Raw genomic sequence first — 24,033 nt, 5'->3', positions numbered from 1 at the left:
ACAAAAACCTTCGATACCCATCTCACAGGAGTCAGCCATGCCCAAGCCGGCCAACCCCACTCCCGATTTCTTCGGCTACGCCGAACTGCTCAGCGATGCCGAGCGGGCCGAACTGGCCACCATCCGCGACTACTTGGAAAACGAGGTCAAGCCGCTGGCCAACGCCGCCTGGGACCGGGCGGAGTTCCCCTTCGCGGTGATCGAGAAGATGGCCAAGCTCCAACTGGCCGGATACTCCTACCCCGAATACGGCGACGGCCGCCACCGCAGCGAACTGTTCTCGGGCTTCCTCAGCCTCGAACTCAATCGCGTCGACCCGTCGTTGGGGGTGTTCTCCGGAGTCCACACCGGCCTGGCCATGGGCAGCGTCCACGGAGGCGGCAGCCAGGAGCAGCGTGACCGCTGGCTGCCGGACATGGCCGCGATGAGGAAGATCGGCGCCTTCGCCCTGACCGAGCCCGAGGGCGGCTCCGACGTCGCGGGCGGAATGCGCACCACCGCCCGGCGCGAGGGCGACACATGGATCCTCAACGGCGCCAAGCGGTGGATCGGCAACGGCACCTTCGCGGATCTCGTCGTGGTCTGGGCGCGCGATACGGCCGATGACAACGTCAAGGGTTTCGTGGTGGAGAAGGGCACTCCCGGATTCACCACCACCAAGATCGAAGGCAAGATCGCGCTGCGGACCGTGCAGAACGCCGACATCGCCCTCAACGAGGTGCGTGTCCCCGAGGCCAACCGCCTGCAGCGGGTCGACAGCTTCCGCGACACCGCCGCCATCCTGGCGCGCACGCGGGGCGGGGTCGCCTGGCAGGCGCTGGCGGTCGCGGTACGCGCCTACGAGCTCGCCCGTGAATACGCCGTCACCCGGGTGCAGTTCGGCAAGCCCATCGGCGCCTTCCAGCTGATCCAGGACCTGCTGGTGAAGATGCTCGGCAACGTCACCGCCATGTTCGGCATGGTGGTCCGCCTCCACCAGTTGTCGGCCGCGGGCCGCGGCAGCGCCGAACAGGCCGCTCTGGCCAAGGCGTTCACCACCACCCGGATGCGCGAGTGCGTCGCCTGGGCCCGCGAACTCTTCGGCGGAAACGGCATCGTGCTCGAATACGAGATCGCCAAGTTCTTCGCCGACGCCGAGGCCGTCTACTCCTTCGAGGGCACCCGTGAGATGAACACCCTCATCGTCGGCAAGTCCATCACCGGCCACAGCGCCTTCGCGTGACGAGCGCTCCCCGCTGGCGGGTCAGGCGCCGGTGCCGGGTGGGATTTCCAGTTCGAACCAGACCACCTTGCCGTGGCGGGTCATGCGGCTGCCCCAGCGGTGGGCGAGCTCGTTGACAAGCCGCATGCCGCGACCGCTCTCCAGGTCCTCCTCGACGGGGCGCAGCAACGGGATCTGGCGGCTGGTGTCGGCGACCTCCACGGTGAGTGTGCGGTCCCGGAACAGGCGCAACTGCCGTGGTGGGCCGGCGTGCCGCAGGGCGTTGGTGACCAGCTCGCTGACCAGCAGTTCGGTGATCTCGGCGAGTGAGGAGAGCCCCCAGGACGCAAGGGTGCCGCGGGTGAACCGGCGCGCCTCGCCCGCGAGGGCCACGTCCTCGGCCAGCGGCAGCGTGGCGATCTTGTCCTCGGGGACCGGAAGCACCCGTGCCATGATCACCGCGATGTCGTCCTCGGATCCTTCGGGCACCAGCGCGGTGAGCACCGCGTCACAGCTCTCCTCCAGATCGCGGCCCCGGTCGGCGAGGGTGCGGCACAGCAGCTCCAGGCCCTCGTCGATGTCCTGGCCACGCCGTTCGATCAGGCCGTCGGTGTAGAGCGACAGGATGCCGCCCTCCGGAATGGTGATCTCCACGCTCTCGAAGTCCACTCCCCCGACACCCAGCGGAACCCCGGCGGGCAGGTCGACCGGCCGGCTGCCGCCGCCGGGGGCCACCACGACGGGCGGCAGGTGTCCGGCGCACGCCAGGGTGCAGCTGCGGTCGACCGGGTCGTAGACGGCGCACACGCAGGTGGCGAACTGGCCGTCGCCGACCCCGGAGGCCGTCTCGTCCAGCCGGGTCAGCACCTGGTCGGGCTGCATCTCCAGGGTGGCCAACGTACGGGCCACGGTGCGTAGTTGGCCCATCGTGGCGGCGGCCCGGATGCCGTGGCCCATCACATCCCCCACCACCAGCGCGACGCGCCCGCAGGACAGCGGGACCACGTCGAACCAGTCGCCGCCGACCTCGCTGCCCACGCTGCTCGGCAGATAGCGGTGGGCGATCTCCATGCCCAGCGTGTGCCGGGTCTCCTGGGGCAGCAGGCTGCGTTGCAGGGTGAGCGCCGTCTCCCGCTCGCGCCGGTACAGCCGGGCGTTGTCGATGGACACCGCGGCGCGGGCGACCAGTTCCTCGGCCAGCGCCGTGTCGGCGGGCGTGAACGGCTCGGGGTGGCGGGTACGGACGAACTCCACGCCGCCGAGCACCGCGCCACGGGCGAGCACCGGCACCATCAGATAGGAGTGGACGCCCGCGGCGAGGCCGGGCGCCACCCGGTCCTGCGAGCTGACGATGGCGGACAGGCTCTCCTCGTCCACCTCCGGCACCAGCACCGAGCGTCTCCTGCGCAGCGCCTTCGCGTAGAGCTTGCGGGACTCGAAACGGGAGACCTCACCCACCGCGTCGGCGACGTTGGTCATCCCCGAGTCACCCGACTCGCCGACCGCGACCGCGCGCAGCACCAACTCCTTGTCACCGCGCAGCTTGTCGGGTTCCTCACCGCTCAGTACGGGCTCCAGCAGGTCGACGGTGACGAAGTCGGCGAACCGTGGGACGACCACCTCGACCAGTTCCTCCGCGGTGCGCTGGAGGTCCAGTGTGGTGCCGATGCGGCTGCTGGCCTCGTTGATCAGGGCGAGTTGTGCCCGGGCGGCGTTGGCCTCGCGCAACGCAGCCTGACGCTCCATCAGGTTCTCGTGTTCCCGCAGATAGAGCCGGGCGTTGTCGATCGAGGCCGCCGCCCGCGAGATCAACTCGTCGCCGAACGTGCTGTCCTGGGCGTCGAACGGCTCACGGTCGACGCTGCGGCCGTAGACCACGATGCCGAGCACCGTCGACCGGGCGACCAGCGGCGCCACCCGCACCGGCTGGGCCCTGCGGGCCAGATAGCCGCTCACCCGGTCGGCCCGTACGTCGGTGAGCGGCGGCAGCTCGGCGCCGGGGACGATCACGGTACGCCGCCCGGTCATCGCCTGTTCGTACGGTGAGCCGGACGGTATGCGGTACACGCCCTCGGTCGGCAGGTCGGCGGCGGGGAACTCGGTGCTGGAGGAGGCGAGCGCCAGCCGCCGCACATAGACCGACTGCGCACCGCCCACCGGCTCCGGGTCCATCCCGCCCACCAGCCGGTCAAGTACATGCACCGCACATACATCTGCGAGCTGCGGGACCATCGCCTCGGACAGTTCCCGGGCGGCCCGGCGCAGGTCCAGGGTGGCGCCGATCCGGGCGCCCGCCTCGGCCAGCAGGGAGAGCCGCTGCTGGGCCTGCTCCGCCTGGGCCTCGGCGTGGAACCGCTCGGTGACGTCGATGATCGAGGAGCAGACGCCGAGCACCTGGCCGGACGGCGCCTCCAGCCGGAAGTACGAGGCCGACCAGGCCCGGTCGTGCTCCGGATCACCCGGTGTACGGCCGTGCGACCGGGCGTCGACCACCGGCTCGCCGGTGGCCAGCACCCGCCGCATCACCTCTTCGATCTCCTTGGCGTTGATGCCCGGCAGCACCTCGCTGAGCGTTCCGCCGATGTGCTGCTCGGACGACAGGCCGTTCATCCGGGCCAGCGCGTCGTTGATCCGCATGAACCGCAGCTCGGTGTCGTAGACGGCCAGGCCGATCGGGGACTGGCTGAAGAAGCCGTCCAGGATGGCCAGGTTCTGCTCGACCGTGCGCAGCGCGGCGACCTCGGACGCGGTGGCGAGCACGAACCGCCGTCCCTCCGGGCCGACGATCGGGTAGGTATGGAACTCCAGCTCGACGTTGCGGCCGTCACGGTGCCTGACCGGAAAGGTCCCGGACCAGCCGCGCCCGGAGGTGATGCTGTCGAACATCGACAGCACCTGCGGCCACTGCTCCTCGTTCACCAGCAGCCGGGCGGCGAACTGGCCCACCGCCTCGCTCGCCGGGTAGCCGACCAGCTTCTCGGCGTCCTCGCTCCAGTGCAGGATCCGCCCGTCCGAGTCGAGCAACGCGGTCGCCAGGGGAAGCAGCCGATGCCCCTCCAGCCGCGCCCCTGCCGCGTTCTGCGACTCGTACCGGTGCATTGCCAAGAAACCGCCAGTCCCGCGCTCACCTGCCCACCGCCGCACCTCCAGGGTGCTACGTCGCCCGCCGGACGGCGAGCGCAACGCCGCCCCGGCCGTCCGTCCGAGTCCCTGACCAGCGCTGACGCAGGGTTCTGGCCACCTGCGCAGGGGCGGCACCTCGCCGCAGCGGGCGCGGGAACTCCAGGCACGGCAGGAGGCGGTCTTCGCCTCCGTGCCGGTGCCCGCCGGGGCGCGGAAGCTGCCCCCCGCCGCGCAGGTCGGCGGGTGCGCTCGGCTGAGGTGCCGCCTCAGCGTGCCGTTCGGGTGGGTTCGGTGAAGGGGATGCGCGCGGCCGAGGTCCCCAGGCCGGTGGGGGCCCCGAAGCGGGACGCGGCGCCCACCTTGTAGCGCAGTTCGGATTCCTGGTACCGGTTGCAGTTCCGGTGCCAGGTGAGGATTCCGGCCATCCAGTCCTGAAGCTCCCGGACATAGTCGTCCAGAGCCTGGCGGGCGGTCTTCCCGAGCCGGAAGTCGTCGTACAGCACGGGGAGTTCGTGCGCGGCGACGTGCTGGAACTGGCGCATCCGGGAGTTCATCAGGTCCTGGATGATGCCGAGTCCGGTGGGATAGTCGCAGTTGAAGAAGTTCTGGACGACGAGTACGCCGTTGTGCACCTCGCCCTCGAACTCGATCTCCTTCTGGTACGAGTAGACGTCGTTTACCAGGCAGGCGTAGTCGGTGGCGGAGTTCTCCAGCGAACGCATCGGCCCGCTCCGGCAGATCTCCGGTGGCACTTCCTTTCCGTGTGCCAACCGGCTCAGGCTCATGGTGAGTTCAGAACCGAAGGTCCACCGGCGCATCTCGATGTAGTCCACCGGGTCGGGAATGCGGTTCTGCGCCTGGTTGGCGAGTTCCCACAGCCAACTGGAGATCATGCCCTCGACGGCGGTACGGAACCTGCGCCGCGCGTCGGAGGACAGCGGGCGTACCGTGCGCGACCACAGATCGGACAGGGCCCGCTCCAGCGGGCTCGTCGGGGCGGGGGCGGTGTCGGGGTCGATCGGCATGTGGGCCGACAGCCGTTCGTTGCAGATCTTGGCGGCGGCCAGGTTGCGGGCCCGGCCGAAGACCGCCGGGTAGTAGTCGTCCGCGTAGGTGCCCCACGCCAACCACTGTGACGACAGGTCGAGTTCATCGGGTGACGCCTGCCGATGGATGCCCGCCGCGCACAGCGGGAAGTCGAAGGCGATGAGTTTGTGCTCGTCCCAGATGTGCGAGCCGGGAACACCGGGCTGCGGCTTGAGCAGCCCCATTCGGTGCGCCCATTCCACCACGTTCCGGCGTGCCGACTGCAGATGCGGACTGAGGGTGGTGCCGAACGGCATGTAGAGGTCGGGAATTCGGGACGGCCCGACCTTCTGGAACGGAACATGGGTGAAGCCGCGGGCCCTTTGGGCCTCGGCCCCTGCCGAAGCCAGCCTGACGTCCACCGCCGAAGTGCCCAGTCCACTGGGAAGGAACGCGGACCAGCGGGCGGAAGGGGCGGTCTGCCCGCCGCCGTTCATATAGCGGCTGGAGCGCATGTGCCATTCATGGCCGCCCGACTGCCAGTCCTGAAGTCCCTTGACATAAGCCAGGACACCGGCGCAGGACTGCGGGTCGATTCCCTTCTCGGCGAAGAGCGGGGGAAGTTCCGTCAGGGTCGTGGACTCGAACTGCTGCAACCGGGAGGTGAGCAGGTCGTTGACGGCGTCCGCGGCCTGCTGGGTGGTGCAGTTCAGGAACTTCTCCAGTACCAGGACACCGTTGCTCAGTTCGCCTTCCTCCTCGGTCTCCCGCTGGTAGGAGAACAGGTCGTTGCGCAGGTGCACTCCGTCGGAGAAGGTCTCCTTCAGCACCCGCATCGGCCGGGATTCGGCGATCACCGCGGGCACCTCGGCACCCACCGCGTGTTCCACAAGACCTGCGGACCATGGCGCTCCGCCGACCTTGCGGCGCATCTCGATGTACTCGACGGGATTGGGCACGCGACCCGCGTTGATGTTGGACAGCTCCCACAGCGACTCGTTCAGCAGGTTCTCGGTGCTCTCGGCGAACCGGGCCCGCCAGTCCATGGACATCGTCGGCACGGTGCGGCGCCACAGGTCGATCAGGCCCGCCTCAACGGGGTTCGTGGGCACCGGTGTCGCCGCGGTCGGGTCCATCGGCATGAAGGCCGGGAGGCGGTCGAGATACGCCTTGCCGCCCTCCCGGTCCCCCGACCGCTTGAAGACCTCCAGGAAGTGGTCGTCGAAGAAGAAGACCCACACGTACCAGTCGGTCACCAGCGAAAGTTCCGGGCCGTCGCAGTCCGGGTGGGTGTACGAGCACAACAGGGCGTAGTCATGGGAGTCGAGGTCGCGTTCCTCCCAGATACCTGAGCCCTCCAGCATCCCCATGTCACGGGCCCACTTCTTGGAGTGCGCACGGGCCTCCTCCAGTTGGGGATTCAGCCGCGCCGGATAGGGCATGTAGAAGTCGGGAAGTTCAAAAGGCTGGGACTGGGTCACTTCGGCGCCCTCTCTGGAATTCCATGGCCAAGGAAACGGATATGGGCGGCCAGCCAGGGGTAACCACCCACCGGGCCGGTTCGATTCGCGGAAAAAGCCGGAAACAAGCGGCCGGGGACGGGGTTTCGAGGCATGCAGAGTTCGACGGCGTCTGCGTCGACCGCCCCTCCCCATGCCGTGCCACTCGGTCGCAACAGCACTACCCGTAGTGGCGCTCAGCTATCCAGCCCCACAAACAATCATATAAACATAGGCATATTGTGCTGTGAAATGCCGCGCGCCCGACGAGCGCCCGTTGCCGCCCGGACGTCGTTACCGGTAACGGCTCGGCACGACGGCGAGCCCTGGTCCAACCACCCTGCGCCGTAGAGGAGTTCGCCTGTGACACAGTCAGCCGACGCCCGTAGTCTTCCGCACTTGGCCGCCGATCTGCGCCGCGTCCGCGAGGTCATCGGCCCGGTGCGCATCCCGGGGCGCCCCGATCTGGCGGGGCTGGTCGGCGAACGGTCCGAGTCCACGCGCCGCTGGGTGCGGCCCACCCTGGCCCTGCTCTCGTACTACGCGCTCAGCGGGCCCGACCGCCCGGCCGACGAGCGGGTGGTCAGGTGCGCCGCGGCCGTGGAGCTGATCCACGTCGGCTCGCTCTACCACGACGACGTGATCGACCAGGCCAAGCAGCGCCGGGGCGAGCCGAGCCACAACGCCCTGTGGGGCAGCGGACTGGCCGTGCTCGGCGGCGACTTCGTGCTGCTGCACGCCCTGGGGCTGCTGGCGGAACATGACTCCCGCGTGACGCTCGCGGGCGTCCTGGCCGGCGAGGAGATGTGCGCGGGCATGGTGGCCGAGGCCGCCGACCGCTATCTGCGCTCCCGAAGCGAAGGCTCGTACTGGCGGGCCATCGGCGGAAAGACCGCCGCACTGCTGTCACTGTCGTGCCGACTGGGAGCCATGCTGGCCGGACAGGGCACCGAACAGGAGGAGGCGCTGGCGCGCTTCGGTCATCGCCTGGGCCTGTCGTACCAACTGCGCGACGACATCCTGGACTTGACCGCGGCGCCCGGCCAACTCGGCAAGCCCGTCAACAACGATCTGGTCGAGGGCGTCTACACCCTCCCCGTGCTGTGGGCGCTGACCCGCGAGCCGCGGCTGGCGCCGCTGCTGCGCCGCGGCATCACCCGGCACGAGGCGGCCCGGGCACGCGACCTCGTGCTGGCCTGCGGCGCCGTCGCAGACGCCCAGGCGCGGGCGAACGAATTGCTGCGGGAGTCGCTCGACCTGCTGGGTACGATGCCGGACCGCTTCTCGGTCCGAGCGGCCCTCGCCGACTACGCACGGGCGGTGCTGTCGCCGCCCGCCCCGAGCGGCGACGTCCCACCACCGCGTACGCCCGTGCGCACACCCCCACCACGCGTCAACGCGCACCAGGAGCGGGCCCGGAAGCATGTGACCGGATGGCTGCGGGACACCGGACTGGCCGTCACCCCGGAGGAACTCAACCATCACCGCTGGGTGGACGTGGTCGACGGCTGCGCACGGTGGTTCCCGGACGCCGACGCCGACGTGCTCGAACCGCTCAGCTGCCTGGTGACGTGGGCGGCCGTGCTGGACGACCTCTTCGACGATCCCGCGCTGCGGGAGCCGCAGGACATCGCGGCGCTGCACCGCGGGCTCACCGTGATGCTGCACCAGGACGCCGGTGCGCACGGTGCCATCGCCCGCGCCTGGGCGGAGCTGCTGCCGCGGTTGTGCCGGAACCGGTCGACGGCCTGGCGGCAGCGCATGATCGGTCATGTCGAGGAGTGGTTCGCCGCCTGCGCGTGCGAGGCAGAGCACCGGGTCAGCGGATACCTGCCAGGCGTGGCGGACTACCTGCCACTGCGCATGGCGGCCAGTGGCTGGGACCTCGCGGTGGACGTGCTGGACCTGACGTTGGACGAGGAGATTCCGCCATCCGTGCGGGACCACCCCTTCGTCCGCCGCATCGAGCAACTCGCCGCCCTGGCCGGGCTCGCCCGGAACGACCTGGAGACGCTCGACCGGGACGAGGCCGCAGGCAGCCCGTACAACCTGGTGCGGGCGGTGCGCCAGGAAACCGGCTGCACCCGCGAGGAGGCCGTCGAAACGGTGCGCGAGCAGGCCCGCGAGCACCTCGACCTGCTGCACGCCACCTGCACCTACGCTCCCGCGCTGGTCCGCACCATCAGCGCCGACCCCGCCGAACAGGCCGCCTGCGCACGGCTGGTGGCCAGCGCGACCGACCGGTTGACCCTGATGCTCGACTGGCAGCGCCACAGCGCCCGCTTCCGCGGCGCCGCGGACCCCGCCGCGACCAACCTGGCCCGCCTGCGCGCCGAGATCGCGCTCCGCACCGGCCCATGAGGGGCCGCTCGGCGCCACGGCGCGCGCGAGAATCGCGCGCCGGGCATCGCTAGGCTTGAGTCTCCCCTGACGGGAGGCTCCAAGGTGACGGGCATGGACGACGACGCCCTGTGGACGATCGGGGAACTGGCCCGGATGACCGGCCTGACGGTCAAGACCATCCGGTTCTGGTCCGACGCCGAAGTGGTGCCGCCGACCGACCGCACACCCGCGGGTTACCGGCTCTACGGCCAGGACGCACTGGCCCGGCTCGGTCTCGTCCGTACGCTGCGCGACCTCGGCATCGACCTCGCCACCATCCAGCAGGTGCTGGACCGCGAGATCAGCGTCGCCGAGGTCGCGCGGGCGCACGCCGAGGCCCTGGACGTGCAGATCCGCACCCTGCGGCTGCACCGGGCCGTGCTGCGCACGGTCGCCGGACGCGGGTCCACACCGAAGGAGACGCAACTGATGCACAAGCTCGCCACCCTCTCCGAGCGGGAACGCCGCCGCCTGATCAATGACTTCATCGACAGCGCCTTCGGCGGCCTGGACGTGGACGCCACGTTCCTGACGATGATGCGGGACGCGATGCCCGACCTGCCGGACGAGCCGACGGCCGAGCAACTGACCGCGTGGGTGGAGCTGGCCGAGTTGGTACAGGACGACGGTTTCCGCGCCGCGATGCGCCGGGCCGCCGCCGACCAGGTCCGGGCCCGCGAGGAGGTCGGGCAGCCCGACGAGGACGCCGCCCGCCGGCTCGCCGAACTGATCCGGGAACGCACCGCCGCGGCGCGGGACGCCGGTGTCGAGCCGGACTCCGCGGCGGCCCGGCCGGTGGCCGACGAGCTGGTCGCCGAGTGCGCGCGGCTGTGCGGCCGGGCGGACGGCCCGGAGTTCCGCGCCTGGCTGCTGGAGCGTATGCGGATCGGCCATGACTCGGGCTACCAGCGGTACTGGGAGCTGGTCGCGGTGATCAACGGCTGGCCGCCCGCGCCCAGCCTGACACCCGCCGTCGAGTGGCTGATCGCCGCGCTGCGGTCCGCCTGACCGGAAGGTCCGTGGCGGCGGTGGGATCCCACCGCCGCCACGGCGCGGTCAGCGGACCACCCGCACCATCGGGCGCAGCCGCGACTCCAGGTCCGCCACCACCCGTTCCGCGGCCGGCAGCACCCGCGGGCCGAGCGCCGCGACACCGATGGCGGTGGTGACGCCCGCCCAGGCCACCGGGCCGAGCGGTGTGCAGTCGAAGAAGTGGCTGACCACGGGCGTCTGCACGAGGGCGACCAGTGCCGCGGCCGAGCCGAGCACGGTCAACAGCACCAGCGGGCTGTGGCGGCGGCCGATGACCGTCTGGGTCAACTGGGCGCCCACCACGCCGCACAACGCCATGGTGCTGGTGCGCCGGGCGCTGCCGGGGGTGAGGGTGCCGATCAGCCATGCCGTACCGGCGCCGAGGCCGGTGATGACACCACGGTGCCGGATCTGCCGGGACAGCGGCTCGCCGAGGGCGGCGATGCCCACCGGTGCGGTCCCGGTGGTGGCGGACCGCGCGTCGAACGACCCGTCGCCGGTGGCCTGTTCGGGGTCCTGCGGGGTGACCGCGACCGCCATCGCCGGGAACATGTCGGTGAGCAGGTTGACCAGCAGCAGCTGACGGGTGGACAGCGGCGAGGCGCCGGACAGCAGGGTGCCGAACACGGTGAAGCCGACCTCTCCCGCGTTGCCGCCGATCAGGATGCTGATGGCGTCCGCCACGCTGCTCCACAGCGCCCGGCCCTCGGCGATGGCGTCGATGAGCACCGACAGTTCGTCGGTGGTGATCACCAGGTCCGCGGCGTTGCGGGCGGCGGCCGAGCCGCGTACCGCGAGGCCGATACCGGCGTCGGCGGCCCGGATCGCGGCGGCGTCGTTGGCGCCGTCGCCGACCATCGCCACGACCCGTCCGGCCTCCTTGAGCGCCTCCACCACCTGGAGCTTCTGCTCCGGCGCCACCCGCGCCACCACCCCGCAGTCCCGCAGCCGCTCGGCTCGCCCCGCACGGTCCAGGTCGGCCAGTTCGTCACCAGTGACCACGGTGACGTCCGCCGGCCAGCCCAGTGCGATCGCCACCGCCCGAGCGGTCTGCGGATGGTCGCCGGTGAGCATCACCGGCCGCACCCCGGCCCGCCCGAGCCCGGCAACCAGCGGGGCGGAGCTGGCCCGCGGGGCGTCGGCGAGGGCCACGAAGCCGACCGGTTCCAGTTCCTCAAGCGGCCTGTCCAGTACGTCACTTGCCTCACCGGGGGCCAACCGGCGTCGGGCTACGGCCAGTACGCGCAGTCCCTCGGCCGCCAGCGACTGTGCCTTCGCGGTGACATCCGGGTCGACGCCCACGCAGCACGGCAGCACCACCTCCGGTGCGCCCTTGACCACCAGGACCTCGGCGCCGTCGTCGTCGATCCCCGCGGCGGCGGCATACCCCCGGCTCGCCTCGAACGGCTGCACCTCGACGGGCGTCCAGCCGGGGTCCTCGGGGGCGGCGGCGAGGACGGCCTCGTCGGTGGCGTGCGCGTGGATACCAGTGTCCTCGGCGACGCGCGGGCAGGCTCGTGCCGCGATCCGCAGCACGGGCGCCGCTTCGGGGGCGTCGGCCGGGTACGCGGCACCGTCGGCGGAGACCGTGCGGACGACGTGCAGCCGGTTCTCGGTCAGGGTGCCGGTCTTGTCGAAGCAGACGGTGTCCACCCGGCCCAGCGCCTCCAGGGCGCGCGGAGTACGCACCAGGACGCCGTGCCTGCTCAGCCGTCGCGCCGCGGCCATCTGCGCGACCGTCGCCACCAGCGGCAGCCCCTCCGGCACCGCGGCCACAGCGACCGCGAGGCCGCCGCGGACCGCCTCGCGCACCGGCCGGCCGCGGATCAGCGACAGTCCGGTGACCACCGCGCCACCGGCCAGGGTCAAGGGCAGTACCCGGCTGGTCAGTTCGTGCAGTCGCGCCTGCACCCCGGCCGCAGGCGGCACATGCGAGGCGAGGTGCTCGGCCCGCCCCGCCTCCGTCTGCTCACCGGTGCCCACCACCACGGCCCGGCCCTGGCCGGCCACCACGGTGGTGCCCTCGAACACCATGCACCACCGGTCGGCGACCGCCGCCCGCGGGCAGGCGTCCACTTCCTTGCGGGTGGGCAGCGACTCCCCGGTGAGCGAGGACTCGTCCACCTCCAGGTCGTCGGACTCCAGCAGCCGTGCGTCGGCCGGGACCACGTCGCCGGTCCGCAGCTCGATCACCTCACCGGGGGCCAGCCGCTTCGCCTCGACGATGCTGGTGGCGCCCGCTCCCTGATCGGCCACCCGGCGGGCGGTGCGCCGCTGGCCTTCGACGAGCGCGGACAACGCCCGTTCGGCGCGCAGTCGTTGCACCCCGCCGACCAGCGCGTTCACCCCCATCGCGCTGGCCACCAGCAGCGCGTCCACGGTGGACCCGAGCAGTGCCGACGCAGCGGCGCCGACCACAAGCACGGGCGTGAAGGGATCGTCAAGTTCGGACCGTACCGCCCTCGTCAGACGCGCTGTCAGGCGTGCCGGGGCGAACACCGGCAGTCGTCCCACGGCGCCCGCCCGGCGGCGCAGCACCTGGAGCGCGCTCGGCGCGGTGCGCGGCATACTGGCCAACCGGGCCAGTGCCTCCTCGGGTTGCAGTGCGTGCCAGGCCACCCGCGGCCGGGGGTGCGGTGCGGGGCGGGTGCTGACCCGGACCGCGGCGCGCCAGCCGGAGACCAGGGCGGAGGCGGCGGCCACATTGACCGGGCTGAGCCGGAACCCCAGGCTGAACGGGGTGCGTTGGGCCCGCGAGCCCCGGGTGAGCACGAGCAGCCCGGACAGCGCGGCACCCGCCTCGGCCAGGACCTTGGAGTGCCGCCCGACGGTCCGCGCGGCGGGTACGGCGGCCAACAGCCGCCACACTCCCTCAAGTCCGTCCAACGCGAGGAGGTCCGCGCCCCAGACCACCGCGCTGTCCTCGTCGATGACCGCCACCGCGACATCGCTGCTCAGCAGACCGGCGAGCACCTCGCGGCCGTCCTCGGCCAACTCCCGTTGGCCGTCGCCGCCTTGGCAGGGCACGCGGGCCACCGTGAGCACCACCCGTCCCTCCCGCCGCAGTTCGCCCACCACGTCGGCCAACGGCCGGTCCGACGGCACGAGTTCATCGACCAGGGCGGCGAACTCGCCGAGCGACGCGTCGTCCACCACCACGACCCGCAGTCCGGCCCGGCGAGCCGCGTCCAGCCCGGCCTCGGCCAGCGGGTCCACCTCCCAGCCGACCAGTACCGTACCCACGTCCCTGTCGTGCGCCGACGCCACCATCAGGCCGGTGTCCGACGTCTCCTGGCCGGGCACCGGCCGCAGCCGCAGCCCCAACTCGGCGGTGGGCAGCGCCCATTCGTCGGGCGGCCGCAGCGCCGCGGCGGCGGCGCGCCACAGCCGGTCGTGGTCCCAGTCGTCGGCGCTGGGGTGGACGTCGAGCACGGTACGGCGGTCGCCGCGCAGCGCCTGCGGGTGCAGCACCACGGTGTCCACGACCTCCAGTTGCCGCAGCCGCTCGCCGTCGCGCACCAGCACCCCCTCGCGGGCCAGTGCGCCGCCCAGTACGGCGGTGAAGGCCGCGGGGCCGTAGCGGGCGGCCTTGGGCGACCCAGCGAGCACGGCTTCGGCGGCCTCCCGGGTGTCGCGGGTGAACAGCAGCGTGGCGGCGGCGCCCACCAGGCTGCCGGTGACCGCCTGGTCGGCGTACTCCTCGCCGGGGTAGGGCCGGATCTCCGGCCGCTCCACCTGGCCCGCGAGGCTGAGCCGATCGGGGGCGCAGACGGTGTCATGCACGGCGTCGAATGCGGCGGCGCGGGCGAACGCCTCGGCCAGCTGGGCGGTGCGCAGTGCCGCGTCCAGCACCAGCGCGGTCGGCGACTGGCCGAAACCGTGGGCGGCGGCGTTGGCGGTGGCCAGCAGCAGGTCCGCCGGAGCGGTGCCCAGTCGGCGGCGCAGCAGGCGGCGCACCCGGGAGTCCTCGCGGAGCAGGGTGACCACGGCGGTGACCATCTGCGGGGAGCGCTGGAGGCCGACGGTGCGGGCGGTGAACGCGGTGGTGATGCCCGCCAGGTCGCAGGCGAGCGCCAGCGCCCCGGTGCGCACGCTGCCGACGTCCCCCGGATGAACACGCTCCAGCACCCGCTCCCCGGGGTGCGCCAGCCCGTGCTGCTCGGCCAGCCGGTACACCTCCTGTGCGACATTCTCGACGGCCGCGTCCTCGCTGGCCTGCACCACCAGTCGGGCCAGGCCGCCGTCCCAGTAGGCGGTCAGCACATCGGGGTGCTCGGCCAGCGCGACCGCGATCTTCTTCGCCGCGGTCTCCAGGTCCTTCAGGCCGCGCTCCGCCGCCTCAGGCGACGGCCGCAGGGCGATGTGCAGCCGGGATCCGGCGCGCCAGTAGCCGGTGCCCGGCGCCATGGCGTGCCGGGCGACCCGACCGAGGCGTACGGCGGTGTCGGTCAGCGCCGCCGCGCCGCTCGCCGTGGCGTGCGCGCCGGCGCCCGCGACCTCGGCCGCGATCCGGACGGCGGCCCCGGCGGGCGCCGCCACGCGCCGGGTGATCCGGGCCGGAGCGGCCACGGCGAGTTCGAGCCCGATCAGCGGAAGACGGGGCAGAAGGCGCAGAACCATGCCTCACCTTGGCGGGGATCCGGCGATCGGACCGGACATGACGCGCGGTATCAGGATTTTTGCCTGCTTGTGGCGGATGACGAGGTACGCCGGGTGCGGGTGGCGGAGGCGGTCCGCTTGGGGGTGGACTTCTTCTTGGGAGTGGTCTTCTTGGCGGTGGTGCGCTTCTTCGCCGCCGTGCCGCGCTTGGTCGCGGTGCGCTCGGACGCCGTCTTCGCCTTGGGCCGGGCCGCGGCGGCGGGCCGCCCGGTCTGCTGGGCGGTGGCTCCGCCGTTGTGCTCGGGGCGCGGCTGGGTCAGCCATACGACGGCGGCGCCCGCGGCTGCCACCGGCCACTCGACCAGGCCCGCGACTCCCAGCAGGCCGGCCCCGGCGTAGGCGGCGACCCGGCGGGCGTGCGGTGACATGACACCGACGGTGTCCAGTACGCCGTCCACGACACCCTTGACGACAGGAGCGCCGGGAACGTGGTTCACCGCCTCGGTCACCGTCTGCATCGGATGTGACAATCTCGACATCACTGTCGAGGGAGTATCGGCACTCTCACTCATGGTGTCTCCGATCGCGGCTGCGGGGCGGGACACGCCGTGCCTCAACCGGCGGCCCACCGTCGTTCAACTTTCCCTCCCCTTTTGTTCATCAGAACTCTCCTTGACAACCTACGGCAATAACCGCAAATCTCGTCATATGTAAGTACCGCGTTAGGTTGAATGCTTCGCTCGGTACTGATGTTCATGAGCAGTGGCGCCCCGTGGTGGGGCTGCCGGCCCGTTCGATGGCACCCGCGCGTGTCCTGGCCGCGAGGAGGTGAGGGGAATGAGTTCCCGGCCCAGTCCAGAGCCCGACCCGCGTTCCCCGTTCCCGTCCGATCGCGGCTCGCGCGCCCGCTGAACCACGCCCGAGACGCCGCCCCGCGCGGCCCGCGCTGGTCCCGGTGTGCGCACCGCACGCGATCCGGCCCGCTCCATGAGGAAGACAGCCATGCGCATCGAACTGACCTGGCCGCGCACCGGCGCCGCCGACCGCACCCTGACCGTCCCCGTACCCGACGTCCCTGTCGCCGGGCTGCTGCACCATGCGCGCCGGGCCTGGACCCCCTCGACGGCGCGGCGGATAGCCACCTACGCCCGGCCCGTCGTGGACAGCGCGGCCGGCGCCGCGGGCGCCGGGCTACTGGTGCAGCTCGCCCTGCCCTTCGCCACCCGGCTGGCCCGGCAGGCACTGCCCGACACCACGACCGGCCCCGGTCGTCCCGCCGGGCACTGAGGTACGGCAGGATGACGCCATGAGCGTCGTCAAGATCAACGTACTCACCGTCCCGCCGGAGATGCGGGAGACCCTCGAACAGCGCTTCGCGGCGCGGGCCGGGGCTGTGGAGAGCTCGGACGGCTTCGAGTGGTTCGAACTGCTGCGCCCGGTCGAGGGCACCGACCAGTACCTGGTGTACACGCGCTGGCGCACCGAGGAGGACTACCAGAAGTGGGCCTCCGAGCGTATGGGGCCCGCGCACAGCGGCGCCCCCGGAGAGGGCCAGCGCAAGCCCGCCGCGACGGACGCCACGCTGTGGTCCTTCGAGGTCGTTCAGCACGCGGCCCCGAAGACCGGCTGAGAACGGACCCCTGGACGGCGGTAGGCGGGCCGGACGGCCCGCGTACCGCCGTCGCGCTTCAGCCAGCCACCGGGCCGCCCCGCCAGCTCGGCGGCGGGCGGTGGCCTACGGCGGCGTCGAAGGCCGCGCGGGCCAGTAGCCGCGTGGAGTCCAGCGTGGGCAGCGGGGAGACGTCGGGCGTCACCAGGAGCGGGATCTCCGTGCAGGCCAGGGCGACCGCGTCACAGCCCCGGGCGGCCAGCCGCTCGATGACCCGGACGTAGTCGGCGCGCGAGGCGTCCGTGAGGACGCCGTTCACCAGCTCCTCGAAGATGACCCGGCTGACGGTCTCCCGGTCCCGTGCGTCCGGTACCTCGCAGGCGATCCCCCGCTCGGCCAACGCCCTTGGGTACACAGGGCCCTTCATCAGGAAGCCGGTGCCGAGCACCCCCACCCGGGCACGGCCGTCGCGGGCGGCGCGGTCGGCGACCACCTCGGCGATGTGCAGCCCCGGAAGCGCAAGTTCCGGGCCTGGGCGCTCCAGGGCCTCGTGTGCGGTGTTGTCCGGGCAGACGAAGAAGTCCGCGCCCGCGCCCGCGAGTCGGTCCACGCTCACCGACAGCGTCCGCCGGATCGTGTCGTGGTCCCCGTTCTCCCAGGCGGGCATGGAGCGCGCCAGGGCGATCAAGTCCAGTGTCACATCGGGATGTTCGTGCGGGCCCAGTTCACGGAACCCTTCCTGACAGAAGGTCCGGAAGCACAGCGCGGCCCCTTCCGCACTGTGCGCGACAATGCCGAGGTGGTGCATGAAGCCTCCTGTGATGTCAAGATGTGATGTGTCGTCAGCGCACTGGTCAGCACTGTGGAAACTCACGTCCCCGTCGTAAAGATCTCACTCATGGGACCAACGACCATGACGGAAATCGCCGTTCCGAATACCGTTAGTCATGAGTCGCCCGGGGCACGCGTAGCGCATGGTTCCGCCGCTACCGCGGAAGTCCACCGACTTCCACCGAGGCGCATCACTCGTGGTGGGCAGCTGGCTGCGATCCGTCAACTCGGTTGCGCCTCCCCGGTGTACCGGGGAATTCACCACCATTCGGGACCTCCGCATTCCCCGGCTGGCCTTCGCAACCGTATCGGCCCTGGCGTCGTCATTCCTGTCGTGTCAGCCTCGATCCCCCCGCACGCCTGGCAGAGCCCCTGCCGACGGCCGTTATATTCCACCGCCCGGTACCAAGCGGGTGCTCGGTGTAACGGCCGCCGGTGGATTCCCCGCACTGCCCCGGACACCGCCCCGGTGGCGGTGGAGAAGAAGGAGCACCGATCCGTGATGCCGCCTTCGAACCCGTTCCCCCGCTTCCCCGTATGTTCCATTGACTGTGCGCGCCCGAGGGCTCGTGACGCAGCCGCGCACAACGAGACGCAGGAACTGGCGACTGATGGCAACTAACGGCTACTCACCGGCGACCGACGGTGTTCCGGGCAAGCATGGCCCCATCCCGACGCTCGTCTATGTCTGTGAACCGGATTCCGCCACCGCGGAACAGCTCGCGGATCTGTGCCGAATCCACGCCGCACACCGGGCGTGGTGGGTGGTGGACACCGTGATCGAGGCGACGCCCGACGCCCCGTTGCAGCAACGCGAAGGATGGCAGCGGGTGAAGGCGGCCCTCGCCCGCGGGTCCGTGGACATAGTCATCACCTGGAGCCCGGTGTCCGTGGCTGCCGGGCTCGCCGAATTCCAGGTCCTGCAGGCGGAGTTCCGCGTCAATGAGGCGGTTCTTGTCGCGGTGACCGGTATACCCGATCCTCCACCCCCGCAGCGCAGTCCCGCGGACTGACCCACCGCCAGGAACCTCCCGGAGCCCCAGCCGAACCCCACGAGTACGCGGGGCCCCACCTACACACCTTGGAAAGGCCATGCAGCCATTCGCCCTCACCTACGCCCGGCGCCCCATACCTGAGCCGGAGACGTCCTTCGCCTACGACCCGGAGCAGCAGCTGAACGTACTCGCCGACGGCACTCCGGCCGTACGGCGCCCCAAGGTGCTGCTGGAAGCCGGTTCCACGACCTCGACCGCCGGGTCCAAGACACATTTCGACGACTGATGACGGTCCTGATCCTCACCGGTCCCGGGGACGTGACCGCCGACATGGTGGTGGACCATCTCAACACGATGGGCACCCCGGTGCTGCGTGTCGATCCGGCCGACTTTCCGGAAAGGGCCTCGCTGTCCGCGACGTTCGCGTCCGGGGCCCTTTCCGGAAGGATCACCACCGGACACCGCTCCACCGATCTGCGCGAGATCCGCGCGATCTGGGTGCGCCGTCCCGGTCAGCCGGGCGCCGGTGCGCGCACCCAGGCGGCCTGGGTGGCTTTGGAATCGGATCACGCCTGGTACGGAACGCTGCGCGCGCTCCCGGACGTCCGGTGGATGAACCATCCCGACGCGCACACCGCGTGCCGTTACAAAATGCGGCAACTCGTCCTCGCCCAATCAGTCGGATTCCATGTCCCGGCGACGCTGTTCACCAGTGTGCCGGGTGACGCCACGGGTTTCGCGGAAACCCATGGACCGCTGGTGTGCAAGTCGATTTCCGGCCACGCGCCCGACGATCCGCCGCTGGCACTGCCCACCACCCCGGTACCCGCCGGCACGGATTTCACCGCCGTCGCCGAGGCACCCACCTGTCTGCAAACCCTGGTCGACAAACGAAGTGACATTCGGCTCACCGTGGTCGGCTCCGAAATGTTCTGCGCCCGCGCCGACCAACTCGCCCCGGGGCAGCCGGAACTGGACTGGCGCTACGCCGACCCGGAATCGGTGCGCTGGTACCCGGTTCCGGTACCGCCGGACATCAGGGCGAGAACCGAGGGGTTTATGCGGTTGACCGGGCTGGTGTACGGGGCGTTCGACTTCGCGGTCGCGGCCGACGGAACCTGGCACTTTCTGGAGTGCAACGCCTCCGGTCAGTTCGGGTTCATCGAGTTGGCCGCAGGACTTCCCATCTCCCGGGCAATGGCCGACTGGCTTACTGGAACCGCAAATTCCAGCTGAGACGACCGACCCGGCCAGGGGGCGCCCAAGCCCCCTGGCCGGTGCCGTTCAGCGGGCCGCGGAGAACCAGCGACGCGGATGGCGGGTCAGGCCGTAGCCGAACACTCCCGCGACGGCCGCCAGCACACCGCCCCCGATCGTCCACAGCCACCGCGTGGACAGGCTGGAGAACCAGCCCTTGGCCCGCTCCACCGGCCGCGGCGCGGACGCGGCGGCGGACGGCGCGGCCGAGGCGACCGCGTCCGGCGCGACCGTCGCGCCCGGGTTGACCGGTGGCGACAGCGGGGCCTTCAGGCTCGCGCCGTCCGGCTGGGCGTCACCGTTGTGGGCGGTGATCCGCAACTCGGCCTGGATCGGCAACCCCAGGTCCTGCTCCGGCAGATCGCTCGCCGAGAGCCGCAGGTAGTAGGTGCCCGGCAGCGGATCGCCCGACCAGGACTCGGCCCACGAGCGGACCTGGCGCAGGGTGCAGTCCAGCGACACGGTGGTGTCCCCGGTCGCGGCGGTGACGGTCTGCGCGCCCGCCGTACAGGCCTGGCGGCGGCGCAGTCCGTCGAACGCCTCCACGGTCCAGGTGGCGTTGCCGTGGCGGCTGCTGGCGGGTGGCATGGTGAGCGTCACCTCGACCCGGTCGGTCTGACCGGCCGCGGCGGCGAACGACCAGTACAGGTAGTCGCCGGTGGAGGCGGACAGTTTCGCCGTCTGCCCGGGCCGCACGGTGGTCGCGGTGAGGAAGGACGTACCGGCGGTGCCGACCGTGTCGGACGGGCTCGGTGAGGCGGAGCCGTCGGCCGCGGCCGGTCCCGCGGTCAGCAGCAGGACGGCGCCCGCGGCCGACAGCGCGGCAACTCGCTTGGCGCGCATGGTCAGTTCTCCTTCCAGACGGCGATCCGCCAGCGGGCCAACCAGCCGGTGACCAGACCGGCGAGCAGTCCGACCACGGTCAGCAGGGCGAGCAGTGCCCAGCCACGGCCCAGATCGGGGCCGTGCGGAGCGGCCGAGGAGTCCACCACGTCAACGGTCAGCTCCAGCGGCATGCCGGGGGTGGTCTGCACTCCGGCCGGGGCGGAGAAGGAGTTGCTGACCACCAGGCAGACGACGTCCGCCCCGGACGTCCCGGAAGCCCCCGGGCCGGACGCGGACGGCGAAGGGGAGGGCGTCGCCTCGGTGTCGGACCACCGCAGCCCGGTGGACACCACGTCGGTGCGCCCGCTGCCCGCGTCCGTACCGCGTACCAGCTCCCGGCCATCCCCGGCGGTGGCGCGCAGCAGCACCCCGTAGTCCGGGTTGAGCGTGCGGTCCAGCGAAATGCTCACCGAGGCGCGCAGTTCCTGACCCGGTCGCACCGGCACCCTGTACCAGCGGTGCTCGGCGAACCGCTCCCGGTCGGCGTAGACGCCGGGGGCCAGGATCGGGGCGTTGGCGCAGCCGTCGGCACCCGACACCTGGCTCGGGGTGTCCTGGTAGGTGTCGTTGGCCCGGTTCACCAACTGGTTGAGTCGGCCGGTGAGTTGGTTCTGGTGCTGAACGGCGGTGTAGGTGCCGCCGGTTGCGGAGGCGATGCAGGTGAGCTGCCGTCGGACCTTGTCGTCCAGGGTGAGTCCGAGGGTGTCCACGACCAAGTGGGTGCCCTGGGCGGCGAGTTCACGGGCCACGTCGCAGGGGTCGGGGGGCGCACAGTCGTCCTCACCGTCGGTGATCAGGACGATCCGGCGTGTGGTGTCGCCGGTGCCCACGTCCTTGGCGGCGGCTCGCAGGGCGAGCCCGATGGGGGTCCAGCCAGTGGGGCGCAGGGTGGCGATCGCGGTCTTGGCCTCGGTCTTGTCGACCGGGCCGACCGGCGATATCTGCTGGGTGTCCCGGCAGCCGACCGTCTTGTCCTCGCCGGGGTAAGTGGAACCCAGGACGCGGATGCCGAGTTGGGTCTGCTCCGGGAGCGCGTCCACGACCTCGTCAAATGCCTGCTGGGCCACGGATATCCGGCTGCGGCCGTCGATGTCGGCGGTGCGCATCGAGCCGCTGTCGTCGAGCACCAGCTCGACCTTGGGCGGTTCCTTGGCGGTGGGTTCGTCGGCTACGGCAGGCGGCGCGCCGAGCATGTTCAAAGCGGCCAGCACGCTGAGCAGGCCGACCGCGGACCGTCTTCTGTTGATCACCAGACGATGGTAGTGATCTTCAGCTCGCCTTCTTGCCGAGATCGTTGCCCGCACAACCATGGATCCTCGCGCCCGCGGGAGGTAGAACTGTTGCCGGAGTCGAGCCGACGATCATGGACGACGGAGGTTAACGGAGGCTTTCCCCTGGCTTTCCACCTTCGCCGACCGTCGTTCCCGGTCGCCTGGTGAGACTCCACCCGGAACTTCGTTCCGTCGTGAACCAACCGAGGAGACAAGCTCTTTATGACCGGCATCAACCGTCGCAGATTCATGCAGCTGGCGGGCGGCACCGCCGCCACCACCATGCTCACCAGCGCTATCGCCCGCGCGGCGGAGATTCCGGCAAGTCGGCGTACCGGCACCCTGCGGGACGTGGAGCACATCGTCGTCCTGATGCAGGAGAACCGTTCCTTCGACCACTACTTCGGCACGATGCGCGGCGTACGCGGGTTCGGTGACCCGCGCCCGGTGACGCTGCCCAACGGCAAGCCGGTGTGGTACCAGTCCGACGGCACCAAGGACGTCCTGCCGTTCCACCCGGATGCCGACAACCTGGGCCTGCAGTTCCTCCAGGACCTCGACCACGGCTGGGACAGCGGCCACCACGCGCTGAACCAGGGCAAGTACGACCAGTGGGTCCCGGCCAAGACCGCGACGACGATGGCCTACCTCACCCGCGAGGACATCCCGTTCCACTACGCGCTGGCCGACACGTTCACCATCTGCGACTCGTACCACTGCTCGCTGCTCGGCCCGACCGACCCCAACCGCTACTACATGTGGACCGGTTACGTCGGCAACGACGGCACCGGCGGCGGCCCGGTCATCGACAACGCCGAGAAGGGCTACTCCTGGACGACGTACCCGGAGCGGCTGGAGAGGGCCGGCATATCCTGGAAGATCTACCAGGACACGGGCAACGGCCTGGACGCCAACGGCTCCTGGGGCTGGACCCAGGACGCCTACATCGGCAACTACGGCGACAACTCCCTGCTGTACTTCGACGCGTACCGCAACGCCGCCCCCGGCAGCCCGCTGTACGAGAAGGCCCGCACCGGCACCAACGCCAAGGACGGGCAGGGCTTCTTCGACATCCTCCGGGCCGACGTGAAGGCGGACAAGCTCCCGCAGATCTCCTGGATCGCGGCGCCCGAGGCCTTCACCGAGCACCCGAACTGGCCGGTCAACTACGGCGCCTGGTACATATCCCAGGTGCTGGACGCGCTGACCTCCAACCCCGAGGTGTGGAGCAAGACGGCGCTGTTCATCACCTACGACGAGAACGACGGCTTCTTCGACCACGTCGTTCCGCCGATCCCGCCGTCCTCCCCGGCGCAGGGCAAGTCGACCGTGGACGTCAGCGGGGACCTGTTCACCCCCAAGGGCTCCGACACCAGCGTGGCCGGGCCGTACGGTCTGGGCCAGCGGGTGCCGATGTTCGTGGTCTCGCCGTGGAGCACCGGTGGCTACGTCTGCTCCCAGGTGTTCGACCACACCTCCATCATCCGCTTCATGGAGCGGCGCTTCGGGGTGCACGAGCCGAACATCTCCCCCTGGCGCCGCGCGGTGACCGGCGACCTGACCACGGCCTTCGACTTCTCCAAGACCAACCCCAAGGTGCCGACGCTGCCGGACACCAGCGGCTACATCCCGCCGGACCACAACCGGCACCCCGACTACGTGCCGAAGCTGCCGGCCAACCCCGAACTGCCCAAGCAGGAACGGGGACTTCGCCCCGCCCGGCCGCTGCCGTACGACCTGTCCGCGGACAGCCGGGTCAACGCCCACAACGGCCAGCTGTCGATCGACTTCGCCAGCCACGGCAGGGCCGGTGCGACGTTCCACATCACCTCCTCGACCCAGCAGGACGGTCCGTGGACCTACACGGTGGAGGCCGGACGGCACCTGTCCGGCAGCTGGCACCTCGGCTCGGGCAAGCAGACCGCGTACGAGTACACCGTGCACGGCCCCAACGGCTTCCTGCGGCAGTTCAAGGGCCACGCCGGCGCCACCGGCCCCGAGGTGAGCGCCCGGCACCACGGCGGCAGCGGACAGGTGAGGCTGGTGCTCAGCAACGAGGGCACCACCACCGTCCACCTCACCGTCACCGACGCCTACGGCAACGACCACCCGGCCAACTACCGGCTGCGGCCCGGTGCCCAGGTCGTCCACACGGCGACCCCGCACCGCAGCCACGGCTGGTACGACCTGTCGGTCGCCTGTGAGCAGGACCGCACGTACCTGCGCCGGTTGGCGGGCCATGTGGAGACCGGCCAGGTGAGCACCAGCGACCCGGCGATAGCCACCGACTGAGGTCATCGCCGCTCGCACACCACGAAGGGTG

Annotated in this window: 16 protein-coding genes; 9 read left to right on the top strand and 7 right to left on the bottom strand. The window is 71.1% G+C overall.

Annotation, left to right across the window (positions count from 1 at the left end; genetic code table 11):
- Positions 1 to 37 precede the first annotated feature (37 nt).
- Positions 38 to 1,222: an acyl-CoA dehydrogenase family protein gene (locus tag P3G67_RS01220; protein WP_276091750.1), complete on the top strand. Its 1,185-nt coding sequence runs from the start codon at positions 38 to 40 to the stop codon at positions 1,220 to 1,222.
- A 21-nt stretch (positions 1,223 to 1,243) separates the two neighbouring features.
- Here P3G67_RS01220 and P3G67_RS01215 read toward each other — a convergent pair whose 3' ends face one another.
- Positions 1,244 to 4,300, bottom strand: a complete 3,057-nt coding sequence (locus P3G67_RS01215) for a SpoIIE family protein phosphatase (RefSeq protein ID WP_276092047.1) — start codon at positions 4,298 to 4,300, stop codon at positions 1,244 to 1,246.
- 290 nt (positions 4,301 to 4,590) lie between these two features.
- Positions 4,591 to 6,792 carry a family 2 encapsulin nanocompartment cargo protein terpene cyclase gene (locus P3G67_RS01210; RefSeq protein WP_449343247.1) on the bottom strand — a complete coding sequence of 734 codons (2,202 nt, stop codon included), beginning with the start codon at positions 6,790 to 6,792 and terminating at the stop codon, positions 4,591 to 4,593.
- Positions 6,793 to 7,248: 456 nt separating this feature from the next.
- Here P3G67_RS01210 and P3G67_RS01205 point away from each other — a divergent pair, with 456 nt between their 5' ends.
- Positions 7,249 to 9,210, top strand: a complete 1,962-nt coding sequence (locus P3G67_RS01205; RefSeq protein WP_276091748.1) for a polyprenyl synthetase family protein — start codon at positions 7,249 to 7,251, stop codon at positions 9,208 to 9,210.
- A gap of 93 nt (positions 9,211 to 9,303) precedes the next feature.
- Positions 9,304 to 10,239 carry a helix-turn-helix domain-containing protein gene (locus P3G67_RS01200; RefSeq protein WP_276091747.1) on the top strand — a complete coding sequence of 312 codons (936 nt, stop codon included), beginning with the start codon at positions 9,304 to 9,306 and terminating at the stop codon, positions 10,237 to 10,239.
- 48 nt (positions 10,240 to 10,287) lie between these two features.
- On the opposite strand, the gene P3G67_RS01195 is transcribed toward P3G67_RS01200, so the two are convergent.
- Positions 10,288 to 14,883, bottom strand: a complete 4,596-nt coding sequence (locus tag P3G67_RS01195) for a cation-translocating P-type ATPase (RefSeq protein WP_276091746.1) — start codon at positions 14,881 to 14,883, stop codon at positions 10,288 to 10,290.
- Between the two features lie 50 nt (positions 14,884 to 14,933).
- Complete coding sequence (locus tag P3G67_RS01190) at positions 14,934 to 15,380, bottom strand: hypothetical protein (RefSeq protein ID WP_269856835.1); 447 nt, start codon at positions 15,378 to 15,380, stop codon at positions 14,934 to 14,936.
- 484 nt (positions 15,381 to 15,864) lie between these two features.
- On the opposite strand from P3G67_RS01190, the gene P3G67_RS01185 reads away from it, so the two are divergent.
- Both P3G67_RS01185 and P3G67_RS01180 read left to right on the top strand, forming a co-directional pair.
- Positions 15,865 to 16,149, top strand: a complete 285-nt coding sequence (locus P3G67_RS01185) for a hypothetical protein (protein ID WP_276091745.1) — start codon at positions 15,865 to 15,867, stop codon at positions 16,147 to 16,149.
- 19 nt (positions 16,150 to 16,168) lie between these two features.
- Positions 16,169 to 16,492, top strand: coding sequence for an antibiotic biosynthesis monooxygenase family protein (locus tag P3G67_RS01180; protein WP_276091744.1), 324 nt, complete (start codon positions 16,169 to 16,171; stop codon positions 16,490 to 16,492).
- A gap of 58 nt (positions 16,493 to 16,550) precedes the next feature.
- On the opposite strand, the gene P3G67_RS01175 is transcribed toward P3G67_RS01180, so the two are convergent.
- Positions 16,551 to 17,171 carry an aspartate/glutamate racemase family protein gene (locus tag P3G67_RS01175; protein WP_391858155.1) on the bottom strand — a complete coding sequence of 207 codons (621 nt, stop codon included), beginning with the start codon at positions 17,169 to 17,171 and terminating at the stop codon, positions 16,551 to 16,553.
- A 742-nt stretch (positions 17,172 to 17,913) separates the two neighbouring features.
- Between P3G67_RS01175 and P3G67_RS01170 the strand changes: the two genes are divergently transcribed.
- The 3 genes from P3G67_RS01170 to P3G67_RS01160 all read left to right on the top strand — a co-directional run bounded on the left by P3G67_RS01170 (position 17,914) and on the right by P3G67_RS01160 (position 19,533).
- Positions 17,914 to 18,315: a hypothetical protein gene (locus P3G67_RS01170; protein ID WP_276091742.1), complete on the top strand. Its 402-nt coding sequence runs from the start codon at positions 17,914 to 17,916 to the stop codon at positions 18,313 to 18,315.
- 79 nt (positions 18,316 to 18,394) lie between these two features.
- The gene (tgmA, locus tag P3G67_RS01165; protein ID WP_269856840.1) at positions 18,395 to 18,583 is read left to right on the top strand and encodes a putative ATP-grasp-modified RiPP; all 189 of its coding nucleotides are present in this window, start codon (positions 18,395 to 18,397) and stop codon (positions 18,581 to 18,583) included.
- Positions 18,583 to 19,533 (top strand): MvdC/MvdD family ATP grasp protein, encoded by a 951-nt coding sequence (locus P3G67_RS01160; protein ID WP_276091741.1) that lies wholly within the window; start codon positions 18,583 to 18,585, stop codon positions 19,531 to 19,533. The genes tgmA and P3G67_RS01160 overlap by 1 nt, the downstream gene beginning before the upstream one ends.
- Before the next feature lie 48 nt (positions 19,534 to 19,581).
- Here P3G67_RS01160 and P3G67_RS01155 read toward each other — a convergent pair whose 3' ends face one another.
- Complete coding sequence (locus P3G67_RS01155; protein WP_276091740.1) at positions 19,582 to 20,397, bottom strand: peptidase; 816 nt, start codon at positions 20,395 to 20,397, stop codon at positions 19,582 to 19,584.
- Positions 20,398 to 20,399: 2 nt separating this feature from the next.
- On the bottom strand, positions 20,400 to 21,689 hold the full coding sequence (locus P3G67_RS01150) for a VWA domain-containing protein (RefSeq protein ID WP_276091739.1): 1,290 nt from the start codon (positions 21,687 to 21,689) through the stop codon (positions 20,400 to 20,402).
- Positions 21,690 to 21,932: 243 nt separating this feature from the next.
- Here P3G67_RS01150 and P3G67_RS01145 point away from each other — a divergent pair, with 243 nt between their 5' ends.
- Positions 21,933 to 24,002: a phosphocholine-specific phospholipase C gene (locus P3G67_RS01145; protein WP_276091738.1), complete on the top strand. Its 2,070-nt coding sequence runs from the start codon at positions 21,933 to 21,935 to the stop codon at positions 24,000 to 24,002.
- Positions 24,003 to 24,033 lie beyond the last annotated feature (31 nt).

It is taken from the genome of Streptomyces silvisoli (assembly GCF_029269905.1).
Lineage (GTDB): Bacteria > Actinomycetota > Actinomycetes > Streptomycetales > Streptomycetaceae > Streptantibioticus_A > Streptantibioticus_A silvisoli_A.
Note: the sequence above shows the minus strand (reverse complement) of the source record. Positions and strands in the feature narration are given on the sequence as shown.